We start from the raw sequence: 19,089 nt of genomic DNA on the forward strand, positions 1-19,089 counted from the left end.
CCGAGCAGGGGCCTCACTGGTGTCCGAGGGGGGACTTGAACCCCCACGCCCGATAAAGGGCACTAGCACCTCAAGCTAGCGCGTCTGCCATTCCGCCACCCGGACAAGGTGTCTGTCGTGCGAGGTTTCCCCGGCGGGGTTTCCCTCGCGGCGACGAAGGAAACATTACCAGGCTTTCGAGGGTGGCTGATCACCCCCCGGTCCGGGGGCCGGTCGCGCGTGAACGGCGTGTGACGGGCCGGGACCGGTCTTGGGCCCGGGGCGGCGCCGGAGAGAGGATGGCAGGGACCACCAGCAGTGACAGTGGGAGGAAGCAGCGTGAGCGAGACGGACACGGCCAGGAGCGTCACCGGCGAGGACGAGGTCGTGGACCTCTGCCGCGAGCTGATCCGGTTCGACACCAGCAACTACGGCGACCACTCCGGCCCCGGCGAGCGCAAGGCCGCCGAGTGGGTCGCCGAGAAGCTCGCCGAGGTCGGGCTGGAGCCGAAGATCTACGAGTCGCATCCCGGCCGTGCCTCCACGGTGGCCCGCATCGAGGGCGAGGACCCGTCCCGGCCCGCGCTGCTCATCCACGGCCACCTGGACGTCGTACCGGCCAACGCGGTCGACTGGACCCACCACCCGTTCTCCGGCGAGATCGCCGACGGCTGCGTGTGGGGACGCGGGGCCGTCGACATGAAGGACATGGACGCCATGACGCTGGCGGTCGTCCGCGACCGGCTGCGCGGCGGGCGCCGGCCGCCGCGCGACATCGTCGTCGCCTTCCTCGCCGACGAGGAGGCCGGCGGCACGTACGGCGCCCGGTACCTGGTCGACCACCACCCCGAGCTGTTCGAGGGCGTGACCGAGGCGATCAGCGAGGTCGGCGGCTTCTCCTTCACCGTGGACGAGCAGCGGCGGCTCTACCTGATCCAGACGGCCGAGAAGGGCATGCACTGGATGAAGCTGACCGTGGCCGGGACCGCCGGGCACGGCTCGATGATCCACCGCGACAACGCCATCACCGAGCTGTCCGAGGCCGTCGCCCGGGTCGGCCGGCACAAGTTCCCGGTCCGGGTCACCAAGACCACCCGGGCCTTCCTCGACGAACTCGGCGACGCGCTCGGCACCGAGCTGGACCCGGAGGACATGGAGTCCACCCTCGCCAAGCTCGGCGGCATCGCCAAGCTCATCGGCGCGACCCTGAGCAACACCGCCAACCCCACCCAGCTGACCGCCGGCTACAAGGTCAACGTCATCCCGGGCGAGGCCACCGCGCACATCGACGGACGGTTCCTGCCCGGCCACGAGGAGGAGTTCCTCGCCGACCTCGACCGGCTGCTCGGCCCGCGGGTCCGCCGCGAGGACGTGCACGCGGACAAGGCCGTCGAGACCACCTTCGACGGCGCCCTGGTCGAGGCCATGCAGGCCGCGCTGCTCGCCGAGGACCCGACGGCCAAGGCGATCCCGTACATGCTCTCCGGCGGCACCGACGCCAAGTCCTTCGACGACCTCGGCATCCGCGGCTTCGGCTTCGCGCCGCTGAAGCTGCCGCCGGAGCTGGACTTCGCCGGCATGTTCCACGGCGTGGACGAGCGGGTGCCGGTGGACGGCCTCCAGTTCGGCGTCCGCGTACTCGACCGGTTCATCGACGCGTCGTGAGTCCGGGCCCCCGCCCGGGGCCCGCACCGCGGTAATCGGGCAGCCGTACGAGATCGACTGAGAAGGGTGAATGCGACGATAGGCTCGTAGCTTCATCAGCCCCTCCTCGTTGCCTCTGATGTGACCCCGCGCCTTGGGGTCGCATTGCCAACTAGGAGGAAGAATGATCAAGAAGGTCGTCGCTGCTGCGGCTGCCACCGGTGGGCTGGTTCTCGCGGGCGCGGGCCTGGCCGTCGCCGACTCCGGTGCCCAGGGTGCCGCCGTGCACTCCCCGGGCGTCGTCTCCGGCAACGTCATCCAGGTGCCCGTGCACGTCCCGGTGAACGTGTGCGGCAACACGATCAACGTGATCGGGCTCCTGAACCCCGCCTTCGGCAACGCCTGCGTCAACAAGTGACGCCGGCTCCCTGAGGGGCGTCTTTTACGGGCCGTCGGCCTCGGAGCGCGCGCCATGCGCTCCGAGGCCGACCGGTCTTCGAGGATCGAAGACATGGAAGGCAGGGGGGAATCAGCATGCGACAGGGCACGCGCAAGGGCCTGATGACCATGGCCGCCGCGACCGGTGTCATCGCCGCCGCGGGCGGCTACGCGCACGCCGACTCGGGCGCGGCGGGCTCCGCCGTGGGCTCGCCCGGCGTACTGTCCGGCAACACGGTGCAGGCGCCCGTGCACGCGCCGGTGAACATCTGCGGCAACACCGTGAACGTCGTCGGGCTCCTGAATCCGTCGGTGGGCAACAAGTGCGCCCATGGCGGCGGCGCCCCGGGGGGTCACCACAGCGGCTCCGGCGGCTCGCACGCGGGCGGCCACACCGGCGGGTCGCCGGGCGTCGGCTCCGGCAACACCGTGCAGGTGCCGGTCGACGTCCCGGTGAACGTGTGCGGCAACAGCGTCGACGTCATCGGGGTGGGCAACACCGCGGTGGGGAACGACTGCGCCGACGAAGGCGGGTACGGCAATCCGCCGGGGCAGCCAGGTCATCCGGGGCACCCCGGTCACCCGGGCCACCCCGGTCACCCGGGCCACCCTGGGCAGCCGGCGAAGCCCGGTGAGCCCGGGCAGCCGGGTCATCCCGGGCAGCCCGGCAATCCGGGCCACCCCGGCACCGGCTCCCCGACCGGCGGGGGCGGCTCCGGGACGCACGGTACGTCCCAGGTCAAGGCCCAGGTGGGCCGCTCCGGCCGGCCCCTGGGCACCGCCCAGCTCGCCCACACGGGCAGTGAGGTGCCGCTCGGCATCGCCCTGCCGGCCGGCGCGGGCGCGCTGCTCGCGGGCGCGGTGCTCTACCGCAAGGCGCGCGCCGGGGCGTGAGGCGAGACGGAGCGGGCCCTGCCGAGTCGGCGGGGCCCGCTCCGTTCATCTGTGCATGTTCATCCTGTGATCACGCTCACCATGTCGCGCGCACCTGGCGGATGATCCGTCGGCGCAACCGCACCCTGCGACTGCCGTCGCGCAACAGGCTCAGTCGGTCCAACTCCCAGTGTCCGTACTCGGCATGGTCCGTCAGCAGACGTGTGGCTTCCTTGCGGGACACCCCGCGAGGTACGTACACGTCGACAAATTCGTATTCCGGCATCGCATCTATTGTGCGGGCTGGTGCCCGGTACGGATAGCGTCTGCACTATGTCTGATGCTGCGCAGCCCACCGCTGCCGAGGTACGCGCCGCCGCCGAGGCCGTCAAGACCGCGCTCGACCGTCATCTCGCCGCGGTCGAACGCAGGTCGGGGGAGGACGACCCGGCCGTGTCCGAGGCGTTCAACCAGCTGGCCGCTGCCGCCGAGGCGTACGACGAACTGCTCTACGACCGCCACGACGAGGTCACGCCCTTCGAGATCCCGAGCGCGGAGGAAGCGCTGCCGCCGTACGCGGGTCCGGAGGAGCCGAACGCGATCAGTGTGCTGATCCGCCGCGACTACACCGTGGCGGAACCCCAGCGGCTGCTGGCGCAGGCCCAGCGGGTCGAGGCGGCGGAGTACGACGACGTCGTGGACGACGATGCCGCCGGGACGGTCCCGGGGGCGCTGGGCATCCTCTTCGGCGAGTTCGAACCGGACGAGATCGCCTCCCGGCACAAGGAGTTCGGCCTGGAGGAGGGCGACTCCACGCTCTGGGTCACCGCGGCCGAGGAGCCGCCCGAGGCCGGGGAGTGGCTGGAGGCGCCCTTCGAACACATCGATCCGCAGCAGGTGGTGTGCCGGTTCGATGTGAGCGCGGTGTTCGACGACGAGGTCTCCGACGGCGAGGACGACATCGACTTCGTCGACGAGGACGAGGACGGGGACCTGGAGCCGGTCAACGCCGAGAAGTGACAGCGGCGGACGTGACGGGGGCGGCGGTGCCCTGGGCCTGGGGCCGGTACGGCACCGCCGGACTCCGCCGCCGTGACCGATCGCCGGTCGCGACGGAGGAGGACGTGCGGAGGAGTCCTGCCGCGGAAGACGCGCGGACGACGACTCAGGTCGCCGGGACCTGCGTGCGCAGCAGCGTCTGAAGGCGGGTCGTGCGCGGCTTGGGCGGGACCTCCGCCACCGCCTTCGGCAGGGCCTGTTCCACGCCGTGCACGACGGACAGGTGCCGTTCCGCCCGGCCGAACGCCGTGTACACCCAGGGACGGCTCAGGGCCTGCTCGGCATCGCCGGGCAGCACGACGACCGCCGCCGGCCAGCGAGTGCCCACCGCCTGGTGCGCGGTCAGTGCCCAGCCGTGCCGGACACTGCCCTCCACCCGCTCGCGCGGTACGACGACGGGGACGCCGGCGCACGACAGGTGCAGCCCGCCGGCGTCGGCCTTCACCACCACACCCGGCACCGTGCGTCCCGGGGCGGGGGAGTAGGCGATCCGGTCGCCGGGGTCGAAGCCGCCGAACCGGCCGGGGCCGGGGTTGAGGCGCTCCTTCAGGGCGGAGTTGAGGGCGCGCGTGCCCGCGGCGCCGCCGTGGCCCGGGGTGATCACCACGGTCTGGTCGGCCGGGACGCCGATCGCCCGCGGCACCGAGTCCGCGACCAGCTGCACCGTCCGGTGCACGGCCTCGCCCGCGTCCCGCACCGGCACGATGACGATCTCCTTGCCCGGCGCGGCGACCTGGTTCAGCTCACCGACGCCGATGCCGGAGACCAGCTCGCCGAGCGGACCGGGGTCGGGCACGCGGGAGGCGATCTGCGGGCAGACACGGGCCGCGAGCAGGTCGGCGAAGACCCGGCCCGGACCGGCCGACCAGAGCACCCCGGGGTCGCCGCTGAGCAGCAGCCGGGCCCCGTCGGGCAGCGACTCCACCAGCATCGCGGCGCTCTCCACGTCGAGCTGGGGCGCGTCCGGCACGATCAGCAGGTCGAGCTCCAGGGCGCCGTCCGCGTCGCGGCCCGGGCCCTCGGCACCGGACAGCAGCCCCGCGACCGTGCCCACGCCGTGCTCCGCCGGCTCCCCGCCCGGCCGCTCGGCCAGACGCCGGCGTCCGTCCGGGGTGTGGCAGGCGGCGAAGGCCCGCAGGCCCGCCGCACGGGCGGCGCCGAGCAGCGCGGCCGGTTCGGCGCGGGCCGCCTCCCCGCCGGTGTGCAGCACCAGGCCGTGCCCGGCGACCGCGCGGGCCAGCTCGGCCGCACCGCCGGACAACCCGGCCGCCGTGGCCTCCCAGGCATGCCCGGCCTCCAAGGCCAGGGAGTTGACCAGCCGGGCCAGGCCGTCCGCGAGGCTCTCCTCGGCCAGCGCGTACCGCTCCAGGCCGACGAGGACCCGGACCGGCCGCTCCGGCTCCTCGTCGGTGTCCTCGTCGCCTGCCTGGGGCGCGGCGGCGCCGGGCTCCTCCAGGGCGTCCTGGAACACCAGTGCCTCGCCCTCGGCGAGCGCGCCCTGCACCGCCGCGTCCGGGTCCGGCACGCCCTGCTTGCCGAGCGCCGCGGTGAGCGTGGGCAGCTCCAGGGCGGTGTGCCCGGCCACGGCCGCCTGCTCCAGCAGCCAGACGGTCAGCGCCCGGCCCCGCCGCTCGTCGTCCGGGCCGCAGGCCGCGCCGAGCAGCGCGCGGGCGAAGCCGTCGGCCTGGTCCGGCCGTACGCCGCCGACCCGGAGCAACTGCCAGGGGTCCTCCCGGAGCGCGCTGTCGGCGCCCTCGCCGAGGGCCGCGGCGACCTGGGGGGCCAGCGTGTCGGGCGCGCCGCCCTCGGTCAGCACGCGGCGCACGGCGTCGACGGTCTCCGGCGCGGGGCCGCTCGGCGCGGCCGGGGCGGGGGCCGGCTGGGGCCTGCGCACCGGTTCCGGGGCGGGGCGGCGCGGGGCCGGTGCCGGCTCCGCGAACACCGTGGCCACCGGCTTCTCGCCGCTCTCCACGGCCCGGACCGCCGCGAGCAGGTCTGCCGCCTTGCCGCTGAGCTTGGCCCCGCTGTCGATCGGGGCCCTCTTCTCGGCCTTGCGCCGCTCGATCCGCTCCCGCTCGACCCGCTGCGCGGCCAACTCGGCCTCGGCCTCGGACAACTCGCCGGCGTCGGAGCCGCCCCCGGCACCGCCGGAGCCGCCGACGGCTTCCGCCCCGGCCGAGTCCCCGCCGGCGTCCTCCGCGTCCGAGCCGTCGGTGGCCTCGGTACCGCTGGAGCCGTCGACGGCATCCGTGCCGTCTGTGTCGTCGGTGGCCTCGGTACCGCGGGAGCCGCCGACGGCCTCCGCGCCGTCCGAGCCGCTCGTGGCCCCGCCACCGTCCGCGTCGCCGACGGTGTCCGCCGCGCCCGAGTCGCCGGCGGCACCCGCGTCGCCGGTGTCGGTCGTGCCCTCGGCCGTGACGGCCCCGTCGGTGCCGTGCTCCGTGGTCCCCGGTGTGTCCGGCGTCCCCGGCCCGGCTTCCTCCGTGGTCTCCGGCTCCGTGCTCACAGCGTGCTCCAGTCGTGATCGGGATAGCGGTGCACGGGCGCCGACACATCGTCCAGCGCCCGGCAGATCTCGTCAGGAAGACTAAGGGCCTCCACTGACAACGCCGCCGCGAGCTGCTGTGCGTTACGCGCGCCGACGATCGGCGCGGCCACTCCGGGCCGGTCCCGCACCCAGGCGAGGGCCACCTGGAGCGGGGTGACCGCGAGCCCGTCGGCGGCCGTCGTCACCGCGTCCACGATGCGGGTCGCCGTGTCGTCCAGATACGGCTCCACGAACAGCGCCAGATGCTCGGAGGCGCCGCGCGAGTCGGGGGGAGTGGTGTGCCGGTACTTGCCGGTCAGCACGCCCCGGCCGAGCGGCGAGGAGGGCAGCAGGCCCATCCCGAGGTCGAGCGCGGCGGGCAGCACCTCGCGCTCCACGCCCCGCTGGAGCAGCGAGTACTCCATCTGTGTGCTGGCGAGCCGGGTCCGGACGCCCGGCGCGGCGAGCTGCCAGGTGGCCGCCTTGGCCAGCTGCCAGCCGCAGAAATTGGACACTCCCGCGTACCGGGCCCGGCCGCTGCCGACCGCGAGGTCGAGGGCGTGGAGCGTCTCCTCCAGCGGGGTGTCGGGGTCGTAGGCGTGGATGTGCCACAGGTCGACGTGATCGGTGCCCAGGCGGGCCAGGGAGGCGTCGAGCGCGGCGAGCAGATGGCCGCGCGAACCGTCGAAGCGGCGGTCGGGGTCGGGCACGCTGCCCGCCTTGGTGGAGATGACCAGGTCACGGCGCGGCACCAGACCGTCCATGAGCTGCCCCAGCAGGTACTCCGCCTCCCCGTCGCCGTACACGTCCGCGGTGTCGACCAGGGTGCCGCCGGCTTCCCAGAACGCCTTCAGCATGTCCGCGGCGTCGTGCTCGTCGGTGTCCCGGCCCCAGGTGAGGGTGCCGAGTCCGATCCGGGACACGCGCAGGCCGGTCCGGCCGAGATGCCTCTGCTCCATGACCGCGAGATTACTGGCCAGAACCGGTGCGGTGGGTTGCCTGTGGACAACCCGTCCGGAGTGCTCCGAAGGGCCCGGGGACCTGCGCGACCGGCCCCCGCCGGCCCGCGGCCGGGGAACCACCGGCGAACCGCCGGGGAATCGCCGGAGCCGGGCACCCTGCCCCCGGCACCCACCCCCGCGCTAAGGTCTGCCGCACAGGGACGTTACTCATGGGTAAGGGGATTCGGCCATGCAGCTCGGGATCAACCTCGGCTACTGGGGTGCCGGAATGGACGGCGACAACCTGGCCGTGGCGCAGGAGGCCGACCGGCTGGGCTACGCGGTGTGCTGGGCCGCCGAGGCCTACGGCTCCGACGCCGCCACCGTGCTCAGCTGGGTCGCCGCGCAGACCGAGCGCATCGACGTCGGCTCGGCCATCTTCCAGATTCCGGCCCGGCAGCCCGCGATGACCGCGATGACCGCGGCCACGCTCGACTCGCTCTCCGGCGGCCGGTTCCGGCTGGGCCTCGGCGTCTCGGGCCCGCAGGTCTCCGAGGGCTGGTACGGCGTCAAGTTCGACAAGCCGCTCGCCCGCACCCGCGAATACGTGGAGATCGTCCGCAGGGCGATGAGCCGGGAGCGGCTGACGTACGAGGGCGAGCACTGGACACTGCCGCTGCCGGGCGGCCCGGGCAAGCCGATCAAGCTGACCGTGCACCCGCAGCGCGAGCACATCCCGCTCTACATCGCCGCGATCGGCCCGAAGAACCTGGAGCAGACCGGCGAGATCGCCGACGGCGCGCTGCTGATCTTCCCCTCCGCCGAGCACCTGGAGGAGACCACGATCACCCACCTGCGCGCCGGCCGGGAGAAGGCGGGCCTGACCCTCGACGGCTTCGACGTGTGCCCGACCCTGCCGCTCGCGGTCGGCGACGACAAGGACGTGCCCCGGCTCGCGGACACCTTCAGGCCGTACACCGCGCTCTACGTGGGCGGCATGGGCAGCGCCAAGCAGAACTTCTACAACCGGCTCGCGCAGCGCATGGGGTACGAGAAGGAGGCGGCCGAGATCCAGCAGAAGTACCTGTCCGGGGACAAGCAGGGCGCCGCCGCCGCGATCCCGCACGACCTCGTCGACAAGACCACGCTGCTGGGTTCGGTGGGCCGCATCGCCGACCGGATGAAGGCGTACGCCGCCGCCGGGGTCACCACCCTCAGCCTGGCCCCGGCCGGCTTCACGCTGGACGAGCGGATCGCCTCCCTGCGGGCCGGCAGCGAGGCCCTGGAGCGCGCCGGGCTCGCGTAGGGGATGTCAGCGGCCGTGGTGGGGGCTCGGGGGCCTTCCCCGCCACGGCCGTCACCGAGAACAACGCGCTCGCCACCGCCCGGTTACGACCGCGCCCCCTTCTTTCCCGACCCCAGCGGCACCCGCCCCGTCCCGACTCCAGCGGCACGCCCTCCCCGCCCCCCCCGTTCGGGTCAGTGTGCCCGTACCCCTGTTGCGGCCTCCTCCCCGCCGCACTTGACTCGTTCTTCGCGGGATCCGTTCCCGCGGAGTCCGGCGGAGCTGCGGAGAGGGGTCTGCCATGCTGTCGGCCAAGAGCCCGCCGTCATGGCCCACATGGGCCGCATCCTCCGCTGGCCGAGGGCCAGGTCCGCGCTGCTCGCGGCCGGCATCCACGCCCTGTACGCCTACGAGCGCCTCGCAGGCTGGCACCGCATGGTCACCCTCACCATGCCCGAGCGCCGCGACGCCCTCGGCGGACCGGCGGCACCCGCCACCGAGTTCGCCTGAGCCGCGCTCACAACCAGCCGCGCCGCTTGAACTGCCGGTACAGCAGCACCTCCAGCACGGCCATCACCACGATCACCGCCGGATACGACCACAGCCAGTGCAGCTCGGGCATGTGGTCGAAGTTCATGCCGTAGATGCCCGCGATCATCGTGGGGACCGCGGCCATCGCCGCCCACGCGGAGATCTTCCGCATGTCGTCGTTCTGCCGCACGCTCGTCTGCGCCAGGTGGGCGGAGAGGATGTCCGACACCAGCCGGTCCAGGGCCTCCACGGACTCGTTCACGCGCGTGAGGTGGTCGCCCACGTCCCGGAAGAACGGCCGCGCCTTGTCGTGCACGAAGGGCACCGCACCGCCCATGGCGCCGGTGCCGGCCAGCCGCGTCAGCGGCAGCGCCAGCGGCCCGGTGGCCCGGCGGAACTCCAGGACCTGCCGCTTGAAGGTGTAGATCCGGGACGCGGTGTTGCGGGAACCGCCGGTCTCCGGCTGGAACACCTCCGCCTCCAGTTCGTCGAGGTCGGTCTGGAGCTCCGTCGCCACCTCCAGGTAGTGGTCGACGGTGGCGTCCGCGATGGCGTACAGCACGGCGGTGGGGCCCTTGTCGAGCATCTCCGGCTCCTCCTCCAGCCGGTGCCGCACCGCCGCCAGCGGCGAGCACTCGCCGTGCCGGACGGTCACCACGAAACAGTCGCCGATGAAGACCATCACCTCGCCGGCGGAGACCGCGTCGCTCTCGGGCTCGTACACGACCGGTTTCAGCACCATGAACAGCGAGTCGTCGTACACCTCCAGCTTGGGCCGCTGATGTGCCTTGAGGGCGTCCTCCACGGCCAGCGGATGCAGTCCGAACTCCTGGGTGACCAGGTCGAACTCCTGCTCGGACGGCTCGTGCAGCCCGATCCACACGAAGCCGCCGGCCGCCCGCGCCTCGGCGAGCGCGTCGGACAGGTCCTCCGGCCCCTCGGTGCGGTGCCCGTGCCGATAGATGGCGCAGTCCACGATCACGCCGCGTATTCTCCCTTCGCCCAGCCGCCGGCGCACACCTCCGTGCGCCTACCCTGGTCCGCATGCCCACGCTGATCCTCGTCAGGCACGGACGTTCCACCGCCAACACCTCGGGTGTGCTCGCCGGGCGGACGCCCGGCGTCGCCCTGGACGAGCGCGGCGCCGCGCAGGCCGCCGCACTGCCCGCACGGCTCGCCGGCCTGCCGCTCGCCGAGGTCGTCACCAGCCCGCTCCAACGCTGCCAGGAGACCGTACAACCCCTGCTGGAAGCCCGCCCCGGCCTGTCCGCCCACACCGAGGAGCGGATCGGGGAGTGCGACTACGGCGACTGGTCCGGCCGCAAGCTCGCCGAGCTGAAGGACGAGCCGCTGATGGAGGTCGTCCAGGCCCACCCGTCCACCGCCGCCTTCCCCGGCGGGGAGTCCATGCGGGCCATGCAGACCCGCGCCGCCGAGGCCGTACGCGAGTGGAACGCGCGCGTGGAGCGCGAGCACGGCGCCGACGCCGTCTACCTGATGTGCTCCCACGGCGACATCATCAAGGCGCTCGTCGCCGACGCCCTCGGTCTTCACCTCGATCTCTTCCAGCGGATCTCCGTGGAGCCCTGTTCCGTCACCGCCATCCGCTACACCCGCCTGCGGCCCTTCCTCGTCCGCCTCGGCGACACCGGCGACTTCGCCTCGCTCGCCCCGCGCGAGGAACCCGGCGAGGGCGACGCACCGGTCGGGGGTGGTGCGGGCGCACCGTGATCGTCGGCCGCAGTAGGGTGAAGCGACCCACCCCAACGCGTGTCCACACAGCCCGCACCGCTGAAACGCTCGAAACCACGACATCAATGGAGACAGGACGTGTCCCGTCAGGTGTTCCTCTACGACCAGCCGGACCGCTTCGTGGCCGGCACGGTCGGACTGCCCGGGCGCCGTACCTTCTTCCTCCAGGCCACCGCAGGCCCCCGGGTGACCAGCGTGGTCCTGGAGAAGACCCAGGTCGCCGCGCTCGCCGAGCGCATGGACGAATTGCTCGACGAGGTCGTACGCCGTAGTGGCGGCAGTGCCGCGGTCCCCGCCGTGGCCCCCTCCGAGATCGCCGACACCGCGCCGCTGGAGACCCCCGTCGAGGAGGAGTTCCGCGTCGGCACCATGGCCCTGGCCTGGGACGGCGAGGAACAGCGCATGATCGTCGAGGCGCAGGCCCTGGTGGAGCTGGAGGCCGACACCGAGGAGGACCTGGCCGAGGCCGAGGAGCGGTTGCTCCAGGACGAGGAGAACGGACCCCCGATGCTGCGGGTCCGGCTGACCGGCGCGCAGGCCCGGGCCTTCGCCAAGCGCGCCCTGGACATCGTCAACGCCGGGCGGCCACCGTGCCCGCTGTGCAGCCTCCCGCTCGATCCGGAAGGACATGTATGTCCGCGCCAGAACGGATACCGCCGCGGAGCGTGACGGCCGATCCGAACCCCGCCGAGCTGCTCGCGCGGGGTGAGCTGACCGTGCGCGGCCGGATCCGCGAGGCGTCCAACGCGGCGCTGTTCTGCACGGTCGCCCTGGACGGCCGGGACGCCTCTTGCGTGTACAAGCCGGTGGCCGGGGAGCGCCCCCTGTGGGACTTCCCCGACGGCACCCTCGCCGGCCGCGAGGTGGCCGCCTACGAGGTCTCCGAGGCCACCGGCTGGGGGCTCGTGCCGCCCACCGTGCTGCGCGACGGGCCGTACGGCGAGGGCATGTGCCAGCTGTGGATCGACGTCCACCCCGAGGCGGAGCTGCTCGCCCTGGTCGACGGCGAGGAGCCGGAGCCGGGCTGGAAGGCGATCGGGTTCGCCGAGGTCGGCGAGGACCGCACCGCCCTGCTGGTGCACGCCGACGACGAGCGGCTGCGCCGGCTCGCCGTCCTGGACGCGGTGATCAACAACGCCGACCGCAAGGGTGGCCACCTGCTGCCCACCGCCGAGGGCCGGCTGTACGGCATCGACCACGGCGTCACCTTCAACGTCGAGAACAAGCTGCGCACCCTGCTGTGGGGCTGGGCCGGGGAACCCCTCACCCCGGAGGCCGTCGACGTCCTGAAGGGGCTGCGGGACGGCCTGGAGGGCGAACTGGGCCGCCGGCTGGCCGCACTGATCACGGCGGCCGAGATCGACGCCACACGCGCGCGTGTCGACGCGCTGCTCACCTCGGGCCTGCACCCGGAGCCGAGCGGGGAGTGGCCCGCCATCCCCTGGCCGCCCGTGTGAGCACATCCGGCGCCGAGGTACAAGACCGCGGAACCGGCCATCCAGCCCGATCCCGTTCGTATACGCAGCTCGGCGCCGGTTAGGCTCATGTACATGCATGCCTGGCCCGCTTCCGAGGTCCCCGCCCTGCCTGGTCAGGGCCGCGACCTGAGGATCCACGACACCGCGACCGGCGGCCTGGTCACCCTCGACCCCGGTCCCGTCGCCCGCATCTACGTCTGCGGCATCACCCCGTACGACGCGACCCACATGGGTCATGCGGCGACCTACAACGCGTTCGACCTGGTTCAGCGCGTGTGGCTCGACACCAAGCGGCAGGTCCACTACGTCCAGAACGTCACGGACGTCGACGATCCGCTGCTGGAGCGGGCGGACCGGGACGGCGTCGACTGGGTCGCCCTCGCCGAGAAGGAGACCGCCCTCTTCCGCGAGGACATGACCGCCCTGCGGATGCTCCCGCCGCGGCACTACATAGGCGCCGTCGAGGCGATACCCGGCATCGTCCCGCTCGTGGAGCGGCTGCGCGACCTCGGCGCGGCCTACGAGCTGGAGGGTGACATCTACTTCTCCGTCGAGTCCGACCCGAACTTCGGCAAGGTCTCGAACCTGGACGCCGCCGCCATGCGGCTGCTGTCCGCCGAGCGCGGCGGCGACCCGGACCGCCCGGGCAAGAAGAACCCGGTCGACCCGATGCTGTGGATGGCGGCCCGGCCCGGCGAGCCCAGCTGGGACGGCGGCTCCCTCGGCCGGGGCCGGCCCGGCTGGCACATCGAGTGCGTGGCCATCGCCCTCGACCACCTCGGCATGGGCTTCGACGTTCAGGGCGGCGGCTCCGACCTCGCCTTCCCGCACCACGAGATGGGCGCCTCGCACGCCCAGGTGCTCACCGGCGAGTTCCCCATGGCCAAGGCGTACGTGCACGCCGGCATGGTCGCCCTGGACGGCGAGAAGATGTCGAAGTCCAAGGGCAACCTGGTCTTCGTCTCCGCGCTGCGCCGTGACGGCGTCGACCCCGCGGCCGTCCGCCTCGCGCTGCTGGCCCACCACTACCGCGCCGACTGGGAGTGGACCGACCAGGTCCTCCAGGACGCCGTCGCCCGCCTCGGCCGCTGGCGCGCGGCCGTCTCCCGCCCCGACGGCCCCTCCGCCGACGCGCTGGTGGAAGAGGTCCGCGAGGCCCTGGCGAACGACCTGGACGCCCCCGCCGCACTCGCCGCCGTCGACCGCTGGGCGGCCCGCCAGGAGCAGGAGGGCGGCACCGACACCGGCGCCCCCGGCCTGGTGACGCGCGCGGTGGACGCGCTGCTGGGAGTGGCTCTCTAGGCACCGCTCCGTCGGGGGCGCGGGGGAACCGCGCGACCGGCCGCGACGGACCCGCGGACGCCCGACGGACCCCGAGCGGGACCGCCTGAGGCGTCGGCACCACGAAGAAGGGGCGCTTCCCGTGAGGGAACCGCCCCTTCGCCGTACGCTCAGTCCTCCGGGTTGTCCTCGTCCTCGTCCTTGGGCATGCCCCCGGCCGCCGGAGGCCTCGGCTTCCCGCCCGGAGGGCCCACGTCCCGGCGCCGCAGGTACCGCTCGAACTCCCGGGCGATCGCCTCACCGGACGCCTCCGGCAGCTCCGCGGTGTCCCGGGCCTCCTCCAGCGTCTGCACGTACTCGGCGACCTCGCTGTCCTCGGCGGCGAGCTGGTCCACGCCCACCTGCCAGGCCCGCGCGTCCTCGGGCAGCTCGCCCTGCGGGATGCGCAGGTCGAGCAGGTCCTCCAGGCGGTTCAGCAGCGCCAGCGTCGCCTTCGGGTTGGGCGGCTGGGAGACGTAGTGCGGTACGGCCGCCCACAGCGAGACCGCCGGGACGCCCGCGTGCGTGCACGCCTCCTGAAGGACACCGACGATGCCCGTCGGGCCCTCGTACTTGGTCTCCTCCAGGTCCATCCGGCGGGCCAGGTCCGGGTCGGACGTGACCCCGCTGACCGGCACCGGACGCGTGTGCGGGGTGTCCCCGAGCAGGGCACCCAGGATGACCACCAGCTCCACTCCGAGCTCGTGCGCGAAACCCAGCAGCTCGTTGCAGAACGAACGCCAGCGCATGGACGGTTCGATGCCCCGGACCAGCACCAGGTCGCGCGGTTTCTCACCGCCGACGCGGACCACCGACAACCTCGTGGTCGGCCACGTGATCTTGCGCACACCGCCGTCCATGAACACCGTGGGGCGGTTCACCTGGAAGTCGTAGTAGTCCTCGGCGTCCAGCGCCGCGAACACCTCGCCCTTCCATTCGCGTTCCAGATGCGCGACCGCCGTGGAGGCGGCGTCGCCGGCATCGTTCCAGCCCTCGAACGCGGCCACCATGACTGGGTCGATCAGCTCGGGAACCCCCTCCAGCTCGATCACCCAGTGCCTCCTTCCGACGTGCCCTCGCTTGACTCACCAACCTTACGGCGTCCGGCGGGGGCGCCCGCAGCCCCCTTGCGTGGGGGAGTGAACGGATCACTGCCCCGTTCACCACCGCGGAACACGCGCGGGCAGCCGAACTCACAGAGTGGACCGCAGCCACTGCTCCACGCTCGCGATGTGCACGGTCGCCCAGGAGCGCGCCGCCTCCGCGTCCCGGTCGCGCAGCGCGCCCAGGATCGCCCGGTGCTCGCGCAGGGTGCGGCCGACGGCGTCCTCCTGGGTGAGCCCCCGCCAGATCCGGGCCCGGGTGGTGGGCCCCGACAGCCCGTCCAGCAGCGAGCACAGCACCGAGTTCCCAGCGCTCTGCACGATGCTCCGGTGGAACTCCAGGTCGGCCGCGACCAGTTGCTCCACCGACGGCTCCGCGCCCAGCGCGTCCAACTGGGCCTCCAGCGCGTCCAGTTGCCCGGGCTCGATCCGGGGGGCCGCCAGCGCGGTCGCGGCCGGCTCCAGGATGCGGCGCACGGCCAGGAACTCCAGCACGGTGTCGTCGCGGTGGAAGTCCACGACGAAGCTCATCGCCTCCAGCAGCAGCTGCGGATCGAGGCTGGTGACATAGGTGCCGTCGCCCTGCCGTACGTCGAGGATCCGGATCAGCGACAGGGCGCGTACAGCCTCCCGCAGGGAGTTGCGGGACAGGCCCAGCTCGGCGGCCAGCTCACTCTCCTTGGGCAGCCGGTCGCCCGGGCGCAGCGCACCGGAGACGATCATGCCCTTGATCTTCTCGATCGCCTCGTCGGTGACTGCCACGGCCGGCCTCCTGTCGCCCCAGACATCGGATGTCAGCACATTATGCGGCGGCGCCGCCGGGCCGCGGAGGGCGTTCCGGCGCACGGGGAAGCGGGAAGGGGCGGCCCCATCGGCGTGGGGCCGCCCCTCAGGTGTCCTGGACCGTCTGTGCGAGCCCGCTGCTACTTCTCGTCCAGCAGGTCCTGGACCTTGGCGCGGACCTCGTCCGTGTCCAGGCCCCGGATGGTCAGCGTGGTGCGGCGGCGCAGCACGTCGTCCGCCGTCTCGGCCCACTCGTGGTCACGGGCCCAGACGACCTGCGCCCAGATCTCCGGGGCGTCGGGGTGGACGCGCCCGGCCAGCTCCGGGTTCTCGTTCGCCAGGCGGGCGATGTCGAAGGCCAGGGAGCCGTAGTGGGTGGCCAGGTGCTTGGCGGTGTCGGCGCCCATGCGCGGACCCGGGGCCGGACCGTCCACCAGCAGCCGGTGGGCGACCGCGCGCGGGTTGGCGACACCGGGCAGCGGCAGCTTCTTCGGCAGCGAGGAGATCGGCTCGAAGTCGTCGCCGAGCGGGTGACCCGGCAGCGCCTCCAGCTTCTTCATGATCGTCCGGCCGATGTGGCGGAACGTCGTCCACTTGCCGCCCGCGACGGACAGCATGCCGCCCCTGCCCTCGGTCACCACGGTCTCGCGCTTGGCCTTGGCGGTGTCGCCGGGGCCGCCCGGCAGTACCCGCAGACCGGCGAACGCGTAGGTGATGAGGTCGCGCTGGAGCTGCTGGTCCCGGACGGAGAACGCGGCCTCGTCCAGGATCTGGGATATGTCCTTCTCGTTGACCCCGACATCCGCCGGGTCGCCCTCGTACTCCTCGTCGGTGGTGCCGAGCAGCAGCATGTCCTCCCAGGGGAGGGCGAAGGTGATGCGGTACTTGTCGATGGGCGTCGCGAGCGCGGCCTTCCACGGAGACGTCCGCTTCAGGACCAGGTGCGCGCCCTTGGACAGACGGATGGACGGCGCCGCGCTCGGGTCCTCCATCCGGCGCAGGTGGTCGACCCAGGGGCCGGTCGCGTTCAGCACCAGGCGGGCGTTGACGCCGAACTCGTCGCCGGACAGCCGGTCCCTGAGATCGGCGCCGGTGACCCGGCCCCTGGTGAAGCGCAGCCCGGTGACCTCCGCGTGGTTGAGGACGACCGCGCCCGCCTCGACGGCCGCGCGGACCGTCATCAGCGCCATGCGGGCGTCGTTCATCTGGTCGTCGCCGTAGACGGCCACGGCCTTGAGGTTCTCGGTGCGCAGCTCGGGCACGTCCTGCGCCGCCTTGGCGGGGGAGAGCAGGTGGCCGACGCCGTCGCCGAACGCGGAGAGCGCGGAGTAGGCGAAGACGCCCGCGCCGAGCTTCGCCGCGCCGTGCGGCCCGCCCTTGTACACGGGGAGGTAGAAGGTGAGCGGGTTCGCCAGGTGGGGGGCCACCTGGCGGGAGACCGCACGGCGCTCGAAGTGGTTCTCCGCCACGAGCTTCACCGCGCCGGTCTGGAGGTAGCGCAGACCGCCGTGGAGCAGCTTGGAGGAGGCGGAGGAGGTGGCGCCGGCGAAGTCGCCGGCGTCGACCAGCGCCACCCTGAGGCCGGACTGCGCGGCGTGCCAGGCGGTGGAGATGCCCAGGATGCCGCCGCCGATCACAAGAAGGTCGTACGACGCCTTGGCGAGCTGCTCCCTGGTCTCGGCCCGGCTCGGGTTGGAACCGGAAGCCGGGTGCGTTCCCAGGGCGGGCACGGTCTGCAGGGTGGACTGACTGGTCATGTCGGGTACTTACTCCTCGTCAGAGATGGCTGAGCCGGAAGGGCCGCTCAACTCTCGTCTTCGAGCCAGCCCATGGTCCGGTCGACGGCCTTGAGCCAGTTCTTGTACTCACGGGCGCGGGTCTCCGCGTCCATGCGGGGGGTCCACTCGGCGGCCCGGCGCCAGTTGGCGCGCAGGTCGTCGGTGCTGTTCCAGAAGCCGACGGCGAGACCGGCGGCGTAGGCGGCGCCGAGGCAGGTGGTCTCGGCGACCATCGGGCGCACCACCGGTGCGTCGAGGACGTCGGCGAGGGTCTGCATCAGCAGGTTGTTGGCGGTCATGCCGCCGTCGACCTTCAGGGTCACCAGCTCGTCGCCGGAGTCCTTGACCATGGCGTCGGCGATCTCCCGGGTCTGCCAGGCGGTGGCCTCCAGGACGGCGCGCGCGAGGTGCGCCTTGGTGACGTACCGGGTCAGGCCGGCGATCACACCGCGGGCGTCGGAGCGCCAGTGCGGGGCGAACAGGCCGGAGAAGGCCGGCACGAAGTAGGCGCCGCCGTTGTCCTCGACCGAGAGCGCGAGCGTCTCGATCTCGGCCGCGGTGGAGATCAGGCCCATCTGGTCGCGCATCCACTGCACCAGCGAGCCGGTGACGGCGATCGAGCCCTCCAGGGCGTAGACCGTCGGCTGGTCGCCGATCTTGTAGCCGACGGTGGTCAGCAGACCGGCGTAGGAGTTGATGATCTTGCTGCCGGTGTTCATCACCATGAAGGTGCCGGTGCCGTAGGTCGACTTGGTCTCGCCCTCGGAGAAGCAGGTCTGGCCGAACAGGGCCGCCTGCTGGTCGCCGAGCGCGGAGGCGACCGGGATGCCGCCGAGCAGGTCGCCGAGCTTGCCGCCCGTGATCTCGCCGTAGACCTCGGCGGAGGAGCGGATCTCGGGCAGGATCTGCTCCGGCACGCCGATGGACTCGCAGATCTTCTCGTCCCACTGCATCGTGTGCAGGTTCATGAGGAGGGTGCGGGAGGCGTTGGTGACGTCGGTCACGTGCTTGCCGCCGTTGACACCGCCGGTCAGGTTCCAGATGACCCAGGTGTCCATGGTGCCGAAGAGGATGTCACCGGCCTCGGCGCGCTCCTTCAGGCCCTCGACGTTGTCGAGCAGCCAACGGGCCTTGGGACCGGCGAAGTAGGAGGCCAGCGGCAGGCCCGTCTCGCGGCGGAAGCGGTCCTGGCCGACGTTGCGGCCCAGCTCCTTGCAGAGCGCGTCGGTGCGGGTGTCCTGCCAGACGATGGCGTTGTGGACGGGCTCACCGGTGTTCTTGTCCCACAGCACGGTGGTCTCGCGCTGGTTGGTGATGCCGATTGCCTTGATGTCGTCCCGGGTGATGCCGGCCTTGGCGATGGCGCCGGCGACGACTTCCTGGACGTTGGTCCAGATCTCGTTGGCGTTGTGCTCGACCCAGCCCGGCTTCGGGAAGATCTGCTCGTGCTCCTTCTGGTCGACGGAGACGATGCGGCCGTCCCGGTCGAAGACGATGCAGCGCGAGGAGGTCGTGCCCTGGTCGATCGCGGCGATGAAGGGGCCTGCGGTGTGGGCGTCGGTCACTGTGTGCTCCTGGAAGATCCGTGGTGATGGGGC

17 protein-coding genes, 1 tRNA gene and 1 pseudogene are annotated in these 19,089 nt (G+C 72.7%); 10 read left to right on the forward strand and 9 right to left on the reverse strand.

All coding sequences use genetic code 11. The features are described 5' to 3' along the window. Positions 1 to 17: 17 nt before the first annotated feature. Positions 18 to 105: transfer RNA gene (locus IE273_RS09760), tRNA-Leu, on the reverse strand. Positions 106 to 318: 213 nt separating this feature from the next. Between IE273_RS09760 and IE273_RS09765 the strand changes: the two genes are divergently transcribed. The 3 genes from IE273_RS09765 to IE273_RS44935 all read left to right on the forward strand — a co-directional run bounded on the left by IE273_RS09765 (position 319) and on the right by IE273_RS44935 (position 2,955). Further along, positions 319 to 1,644, forward strand: a complete 1,326-nt coding sequence (locus tag IE273_RS09765) for a M20/M25/M40 family metallo-hydrolase (protein ID WP_189814757.1) — start codon at positions 319 to 321, stop codon at positions 1,642 to 1,644. 163 nt (positions 1,645 to 1,807) lie between these two features. Then, complete coding sequence (gene chpH / locus IE273_RS09770; protein WP_014671723.1) at positions 1,808 to 2,041, forward strand: chaplin ChpH; 234 nt, start codon at positions 1,808 to 1,810, stop codon at positions 2,039 to 2,041. A 116-nt stretch (positions 2,042 to 2,157) separates the two neighbouring features. Next, a complete protein-coding gene (locus tag IE273_RS44935; RefSeq protein ID WP_189814758.1) occupies positions 2,158 to 2,955 on the forward strand; it encodes a chaplin in 798 nt (265 codons plus the stop codon). A 76-nt stretch (positions 2,956 to 3,031) separates the two neighbouring features. Here IE273_RS44935 and IE273_RS09780 read toward each other — a convergent pair whose 3' ends face one another. After that, positions 3,032 to 3,220 carry a DUF5703 family protein gene (locus IE273_RS09780; RefSeq protein WP_014671721.1) on the reverse strand — a complete coding sequence of 63 codons (189 nt, stop codon included), beginning with the start codon at positions 3,218 to 3,220 and terminating at the stop codon, positions 3,032 to 3,034. Between the two features lie 47 nt (positions 3,221 to 3,267). Between IE273_RS09780 and IE273_RS09785 the strand changes: the two genes are divergently transcribed. Next, the gene (locus IE273_RS09785; protein ID WP_189814759.1) at positions 3,268 to 3,954 is read left to right on the forward strand and encodes a hypothetical protein; all 687 of its coding nucleotides are present in this window, start codon (positions 3,268 to 3,270) and stop codon (positions 3,952 to 3,954) included. Positions 3,955 to 4,099: 145 nt separating this feature from the next. Here IE273_RS09785 and IE273_RS09790 read toward each other — a convergent pair whose 3' ends face one another. Together IE273_RS09790 and IE273_RS09795 are read right to left on the reverse strand one after the other, a co-directional pair. Beyond that, positions 4,100 to 6,499 (reverse strand): helix-hairpin-helix domain-containing protein, encoded by a 2,400-nt coding sequence (locus IE273_RS09790; RefSeq protein ID WP_189814760.1) that lies wholly within the window; start codon positions 6,497 to 6,499, stop codon positions 4,100 to 4,102. Continuing rightward, positions 6,496 to 7,479 carry an aldo/keto reductase gene (locus IE273_RS09795; protein WP_189814761.1) on the reverse strand — a complete coding sequence of 328 codons (984 nt, stop codon included), beginning with the start codon at positions 7,477 to 7,479 and terminating at the stop codon, positions 6,496 to 6,498. The genes IE273_RS09790 and IE273_RS09795 overlap by 4 nt, the downstream gene beginning before the upstream one ends. A 232-nt stretch (positions 7,480 to 7,711) precedes the next feature. Here IE273_RS09795 and IE273_RS09800 point away from each other — a divergent pair, with 232 nt between their 5' ends. After that, positions 7,712 to 8,767, forward strand: a complete 1,056-nt coding sequence (locus IE273_RS09800) for an LLM class F420-dependent oxidoreductase (protein WP_189814762.1) — start codon at positions 7,712 to 7,714, stop codon at positions 8,765 to 8,767. Positions 8,768 to 9,067: 300 nt separating this feature from the next. After that, positions 9,068 to 9,256, forward strand: a pseudogene (locus IE273_RS09805) (ferritin-like domain-containing protein); the annotation flags it as partial. Between the two features lie 7 nt (positions 9,257 to 9,263). On the opposite strand, the gene corA reads toward IE273_RS09805, so the two are convergent. After that, entirely contained in the window at positions 9,264 to 10,259 is a 996-nt protein-coding gene (corA, locus tag IE273_RS09810; protein WP_189814763.1) for a magnesium/cobalt transporter CorA, read from the reverse strand. A gap of 62 nt (positions 10,260 to 10,321) precedes the next feature. Between corA and IE273_RS09815 the strand changes: the two genes are divergently transcribed. The 4 genes from IE273_RS09815 to mshC all read left to right on the forward strand — a co-directional run bounded on the left by IE273_RS09815 (position 10,322) and on the right by mshC (position 13,809). Beyond that, complete coding sequence (locus IE273_RS09815; RefSeq protein WP_189814764.1) at positions 10,322 to 11,008, forward strand: histidine phosphatase family protein; 687 nt, start codon at positions 10,322 to 10,324, stop codon at positions 11,006 to 11,008. A gap of 99 nt (positions 11,009 to 11,107) precedes the next feature. After that, on the forward strand, positions 11,108 to 11,698 hold the full coding sequence (locus IE273_RS09820; RefSeq protein ID WP_189814765.1) for a DUF3090 domain-containing protein: 591 nt from the start codon (positions 11,108 to 11,110) through the stop codon (positions 11,696 to 11,698). After that, positions 11,662 to 12,486 (forward strand): SCO1664 family protein, encoded by an 825-nt coding sequence (locus IE273_RS09825; RefSeq protein WP_189814766.1) that lies wholly within the window; start codon positions 11,662 to 11,664, stop codon positions 12,484 to 12,486. Before IE273_RS09820 ends, IE273_RS09825 begins: the two co-directional genes overlap by 37 nt. Before the next feature lie 93 nt (positions 12,487 to 12,579). After that, positions 12,580 to 13,809, forward strand: coding sequence for a cysteine--1-D-myo-inosityl 2-amino-2-deoxy-alpha-D-glucopyranoside ligase (mshC, locus tag IE273_RS09830; RefSeq protein WP_189814767.1), 1,230 nt, complete (start codon positions 12,580 to 12,582; stop codon positions 13,807 to 13,809). A gap of 149 nt (positions 13,810 to 13,958) precedes the next feature. Here the strand turns inward: mshC and IE273_RS09835 are convergent, their stop codons facing one another. The 4 genes from IE273_RS09835 to glpK form a co-directional block, all read right to left on the reverse strand. After that, positions 13,959 to 14,879 carry a PAC2 family protein gene (locus IE273_RS09835; protein ID WP_014671710.1) on the reverse strand — a complete coding sequence of 307 codons (921 nt, stop codon included), beginning with the start codon at positions 14,877 to 14,879 and terminating at the stop codon, positions 13,959 to 13,961. 141 nt (positions 14,880 to 15,020) lie between these two features. After that, a complete protein-coding gene (locus IE273_RS09840; protein WP_189814768.1) occupies positions 15,021 to 15,692 on the reverse strand; it encodes a FadR/GntR family transcriptional regulator in 672 nt (223 codons plus the stop codon). A gap of 161 nt (positions 15,693 to 15,853) precedes the next feature. Continuing rightward, positions 15,854 to 17,470 (reverse strand): glycerol-3-phosphate dehydrogenase/oxidase, encoded by a 1,617-nt coding sequence (locus tag IE273_RS09845; protein ID WP_189814769.1) that lies wholly within the window; start codon positions 17,468 to 17,470, stop codon positions 15,854 to 15,856. Between the two features lie 47 nt (positions 17,471 to 17,517). Next, positions 17,518 to 19,056: a glycerol kinase GlpK gene (gene glpK / locus IE273_RS09850; RefSeq protein WP_189814770.1), complete on the reverse strand. Its 1,539-nt coding sequence runs from the start codon at positions 19,054 to 19,056 to the stop codon at positions 17,518 to 17,520. Positions 19,057 to 19,089 lie beyond the last annotated feature (33 nt).

This window comes from Streptomyces olivaceoviridis, from assembly GCF_014650115.1.
Taxonomy (GTDB): Bacteria; Actinomycetota; Actinomycetes; order Streptomycetales; family Streptomycetaceae; genus Streptomyces; species Streptomyces olivaceoviridis.

What these genes read in the sequence shown, in the direction of transcription:
- chpH (WP_014671723.1), top strand. Translation starts at nt 1,808, where the DNA reads ATGATCAAGAAGGTCGTCGCTGCTGCGGCTGCCACCGGTGGGCTGGTT.
- IE273_RS44935 (WP_189814758.1), top strand. Translation starts at nt 2,158, where the DNA reads ATGCGACAGGGCACGCGCAAGGGCCTGATGACCATGGCCGCCGCGACC.
- IE273_RS09780 (WP_014671721.1), bottom strand. Translation starts at nt 3,220, where the DNA reads ATGCCGGAATACGAATTTGTCGACGTGTACGTACCTCGCGGGGTGTCC.
- IE273_RS09785 (WP_189814759.1), top strand. Translation starts at nt 3,268, where the DNA reads ATGTCTGATGCTGCGCAGCCCACCGCTGCCGAGGTACGCGCCGCCGCC.
- IE273_RS09795 (WP_189814761.1), bottom strand. Translation starts at nt 7,479, where the DNA reads ATGGAGCAGAGGCATCTCGGCCGGACCGGCCTGCGCGTGTCCCGGATC.
- IE273_RS09800 (WP_189814762.1), top strand. Translation starts at nt 7,712, where the DNA reads ATGCAGCTCGGGATCAACCTCGGCTACTGGGGTGCCGGAATGGACGGC.
- IE273_RS09815 (WP_189814764.1), top strand. Translation starts at nt 10,322, where the DNA reads ATGCCCACGCTGATCCTCGTCAGGCACGGACGTTCCACCGCCAACACC.
- IE273_RS09825 (WP_189814766.1), top strand. Translation starts at nt 11,662, where the DNA reads ATGTCCGCGCCAGAACGGATACCGCCGCGGAGCGTGACGGCCGATCCG.
- mshC (WP_189814767.1), top strand. Translation starts at nt 12,580, where the DNA reads ATGCATGCCTGGCCCGCTTCCGAGGTCCCCGCCCTGCCTGGTCAGGGC.
- IE273_RS09845 (WP_189814769.1), bottom strand. Translation starts at nt 17,470, where the DNA reads ATGACCAGTCAGTCCACCCTGCAGACCGTGCCCGCCCTGGGAACGCAC.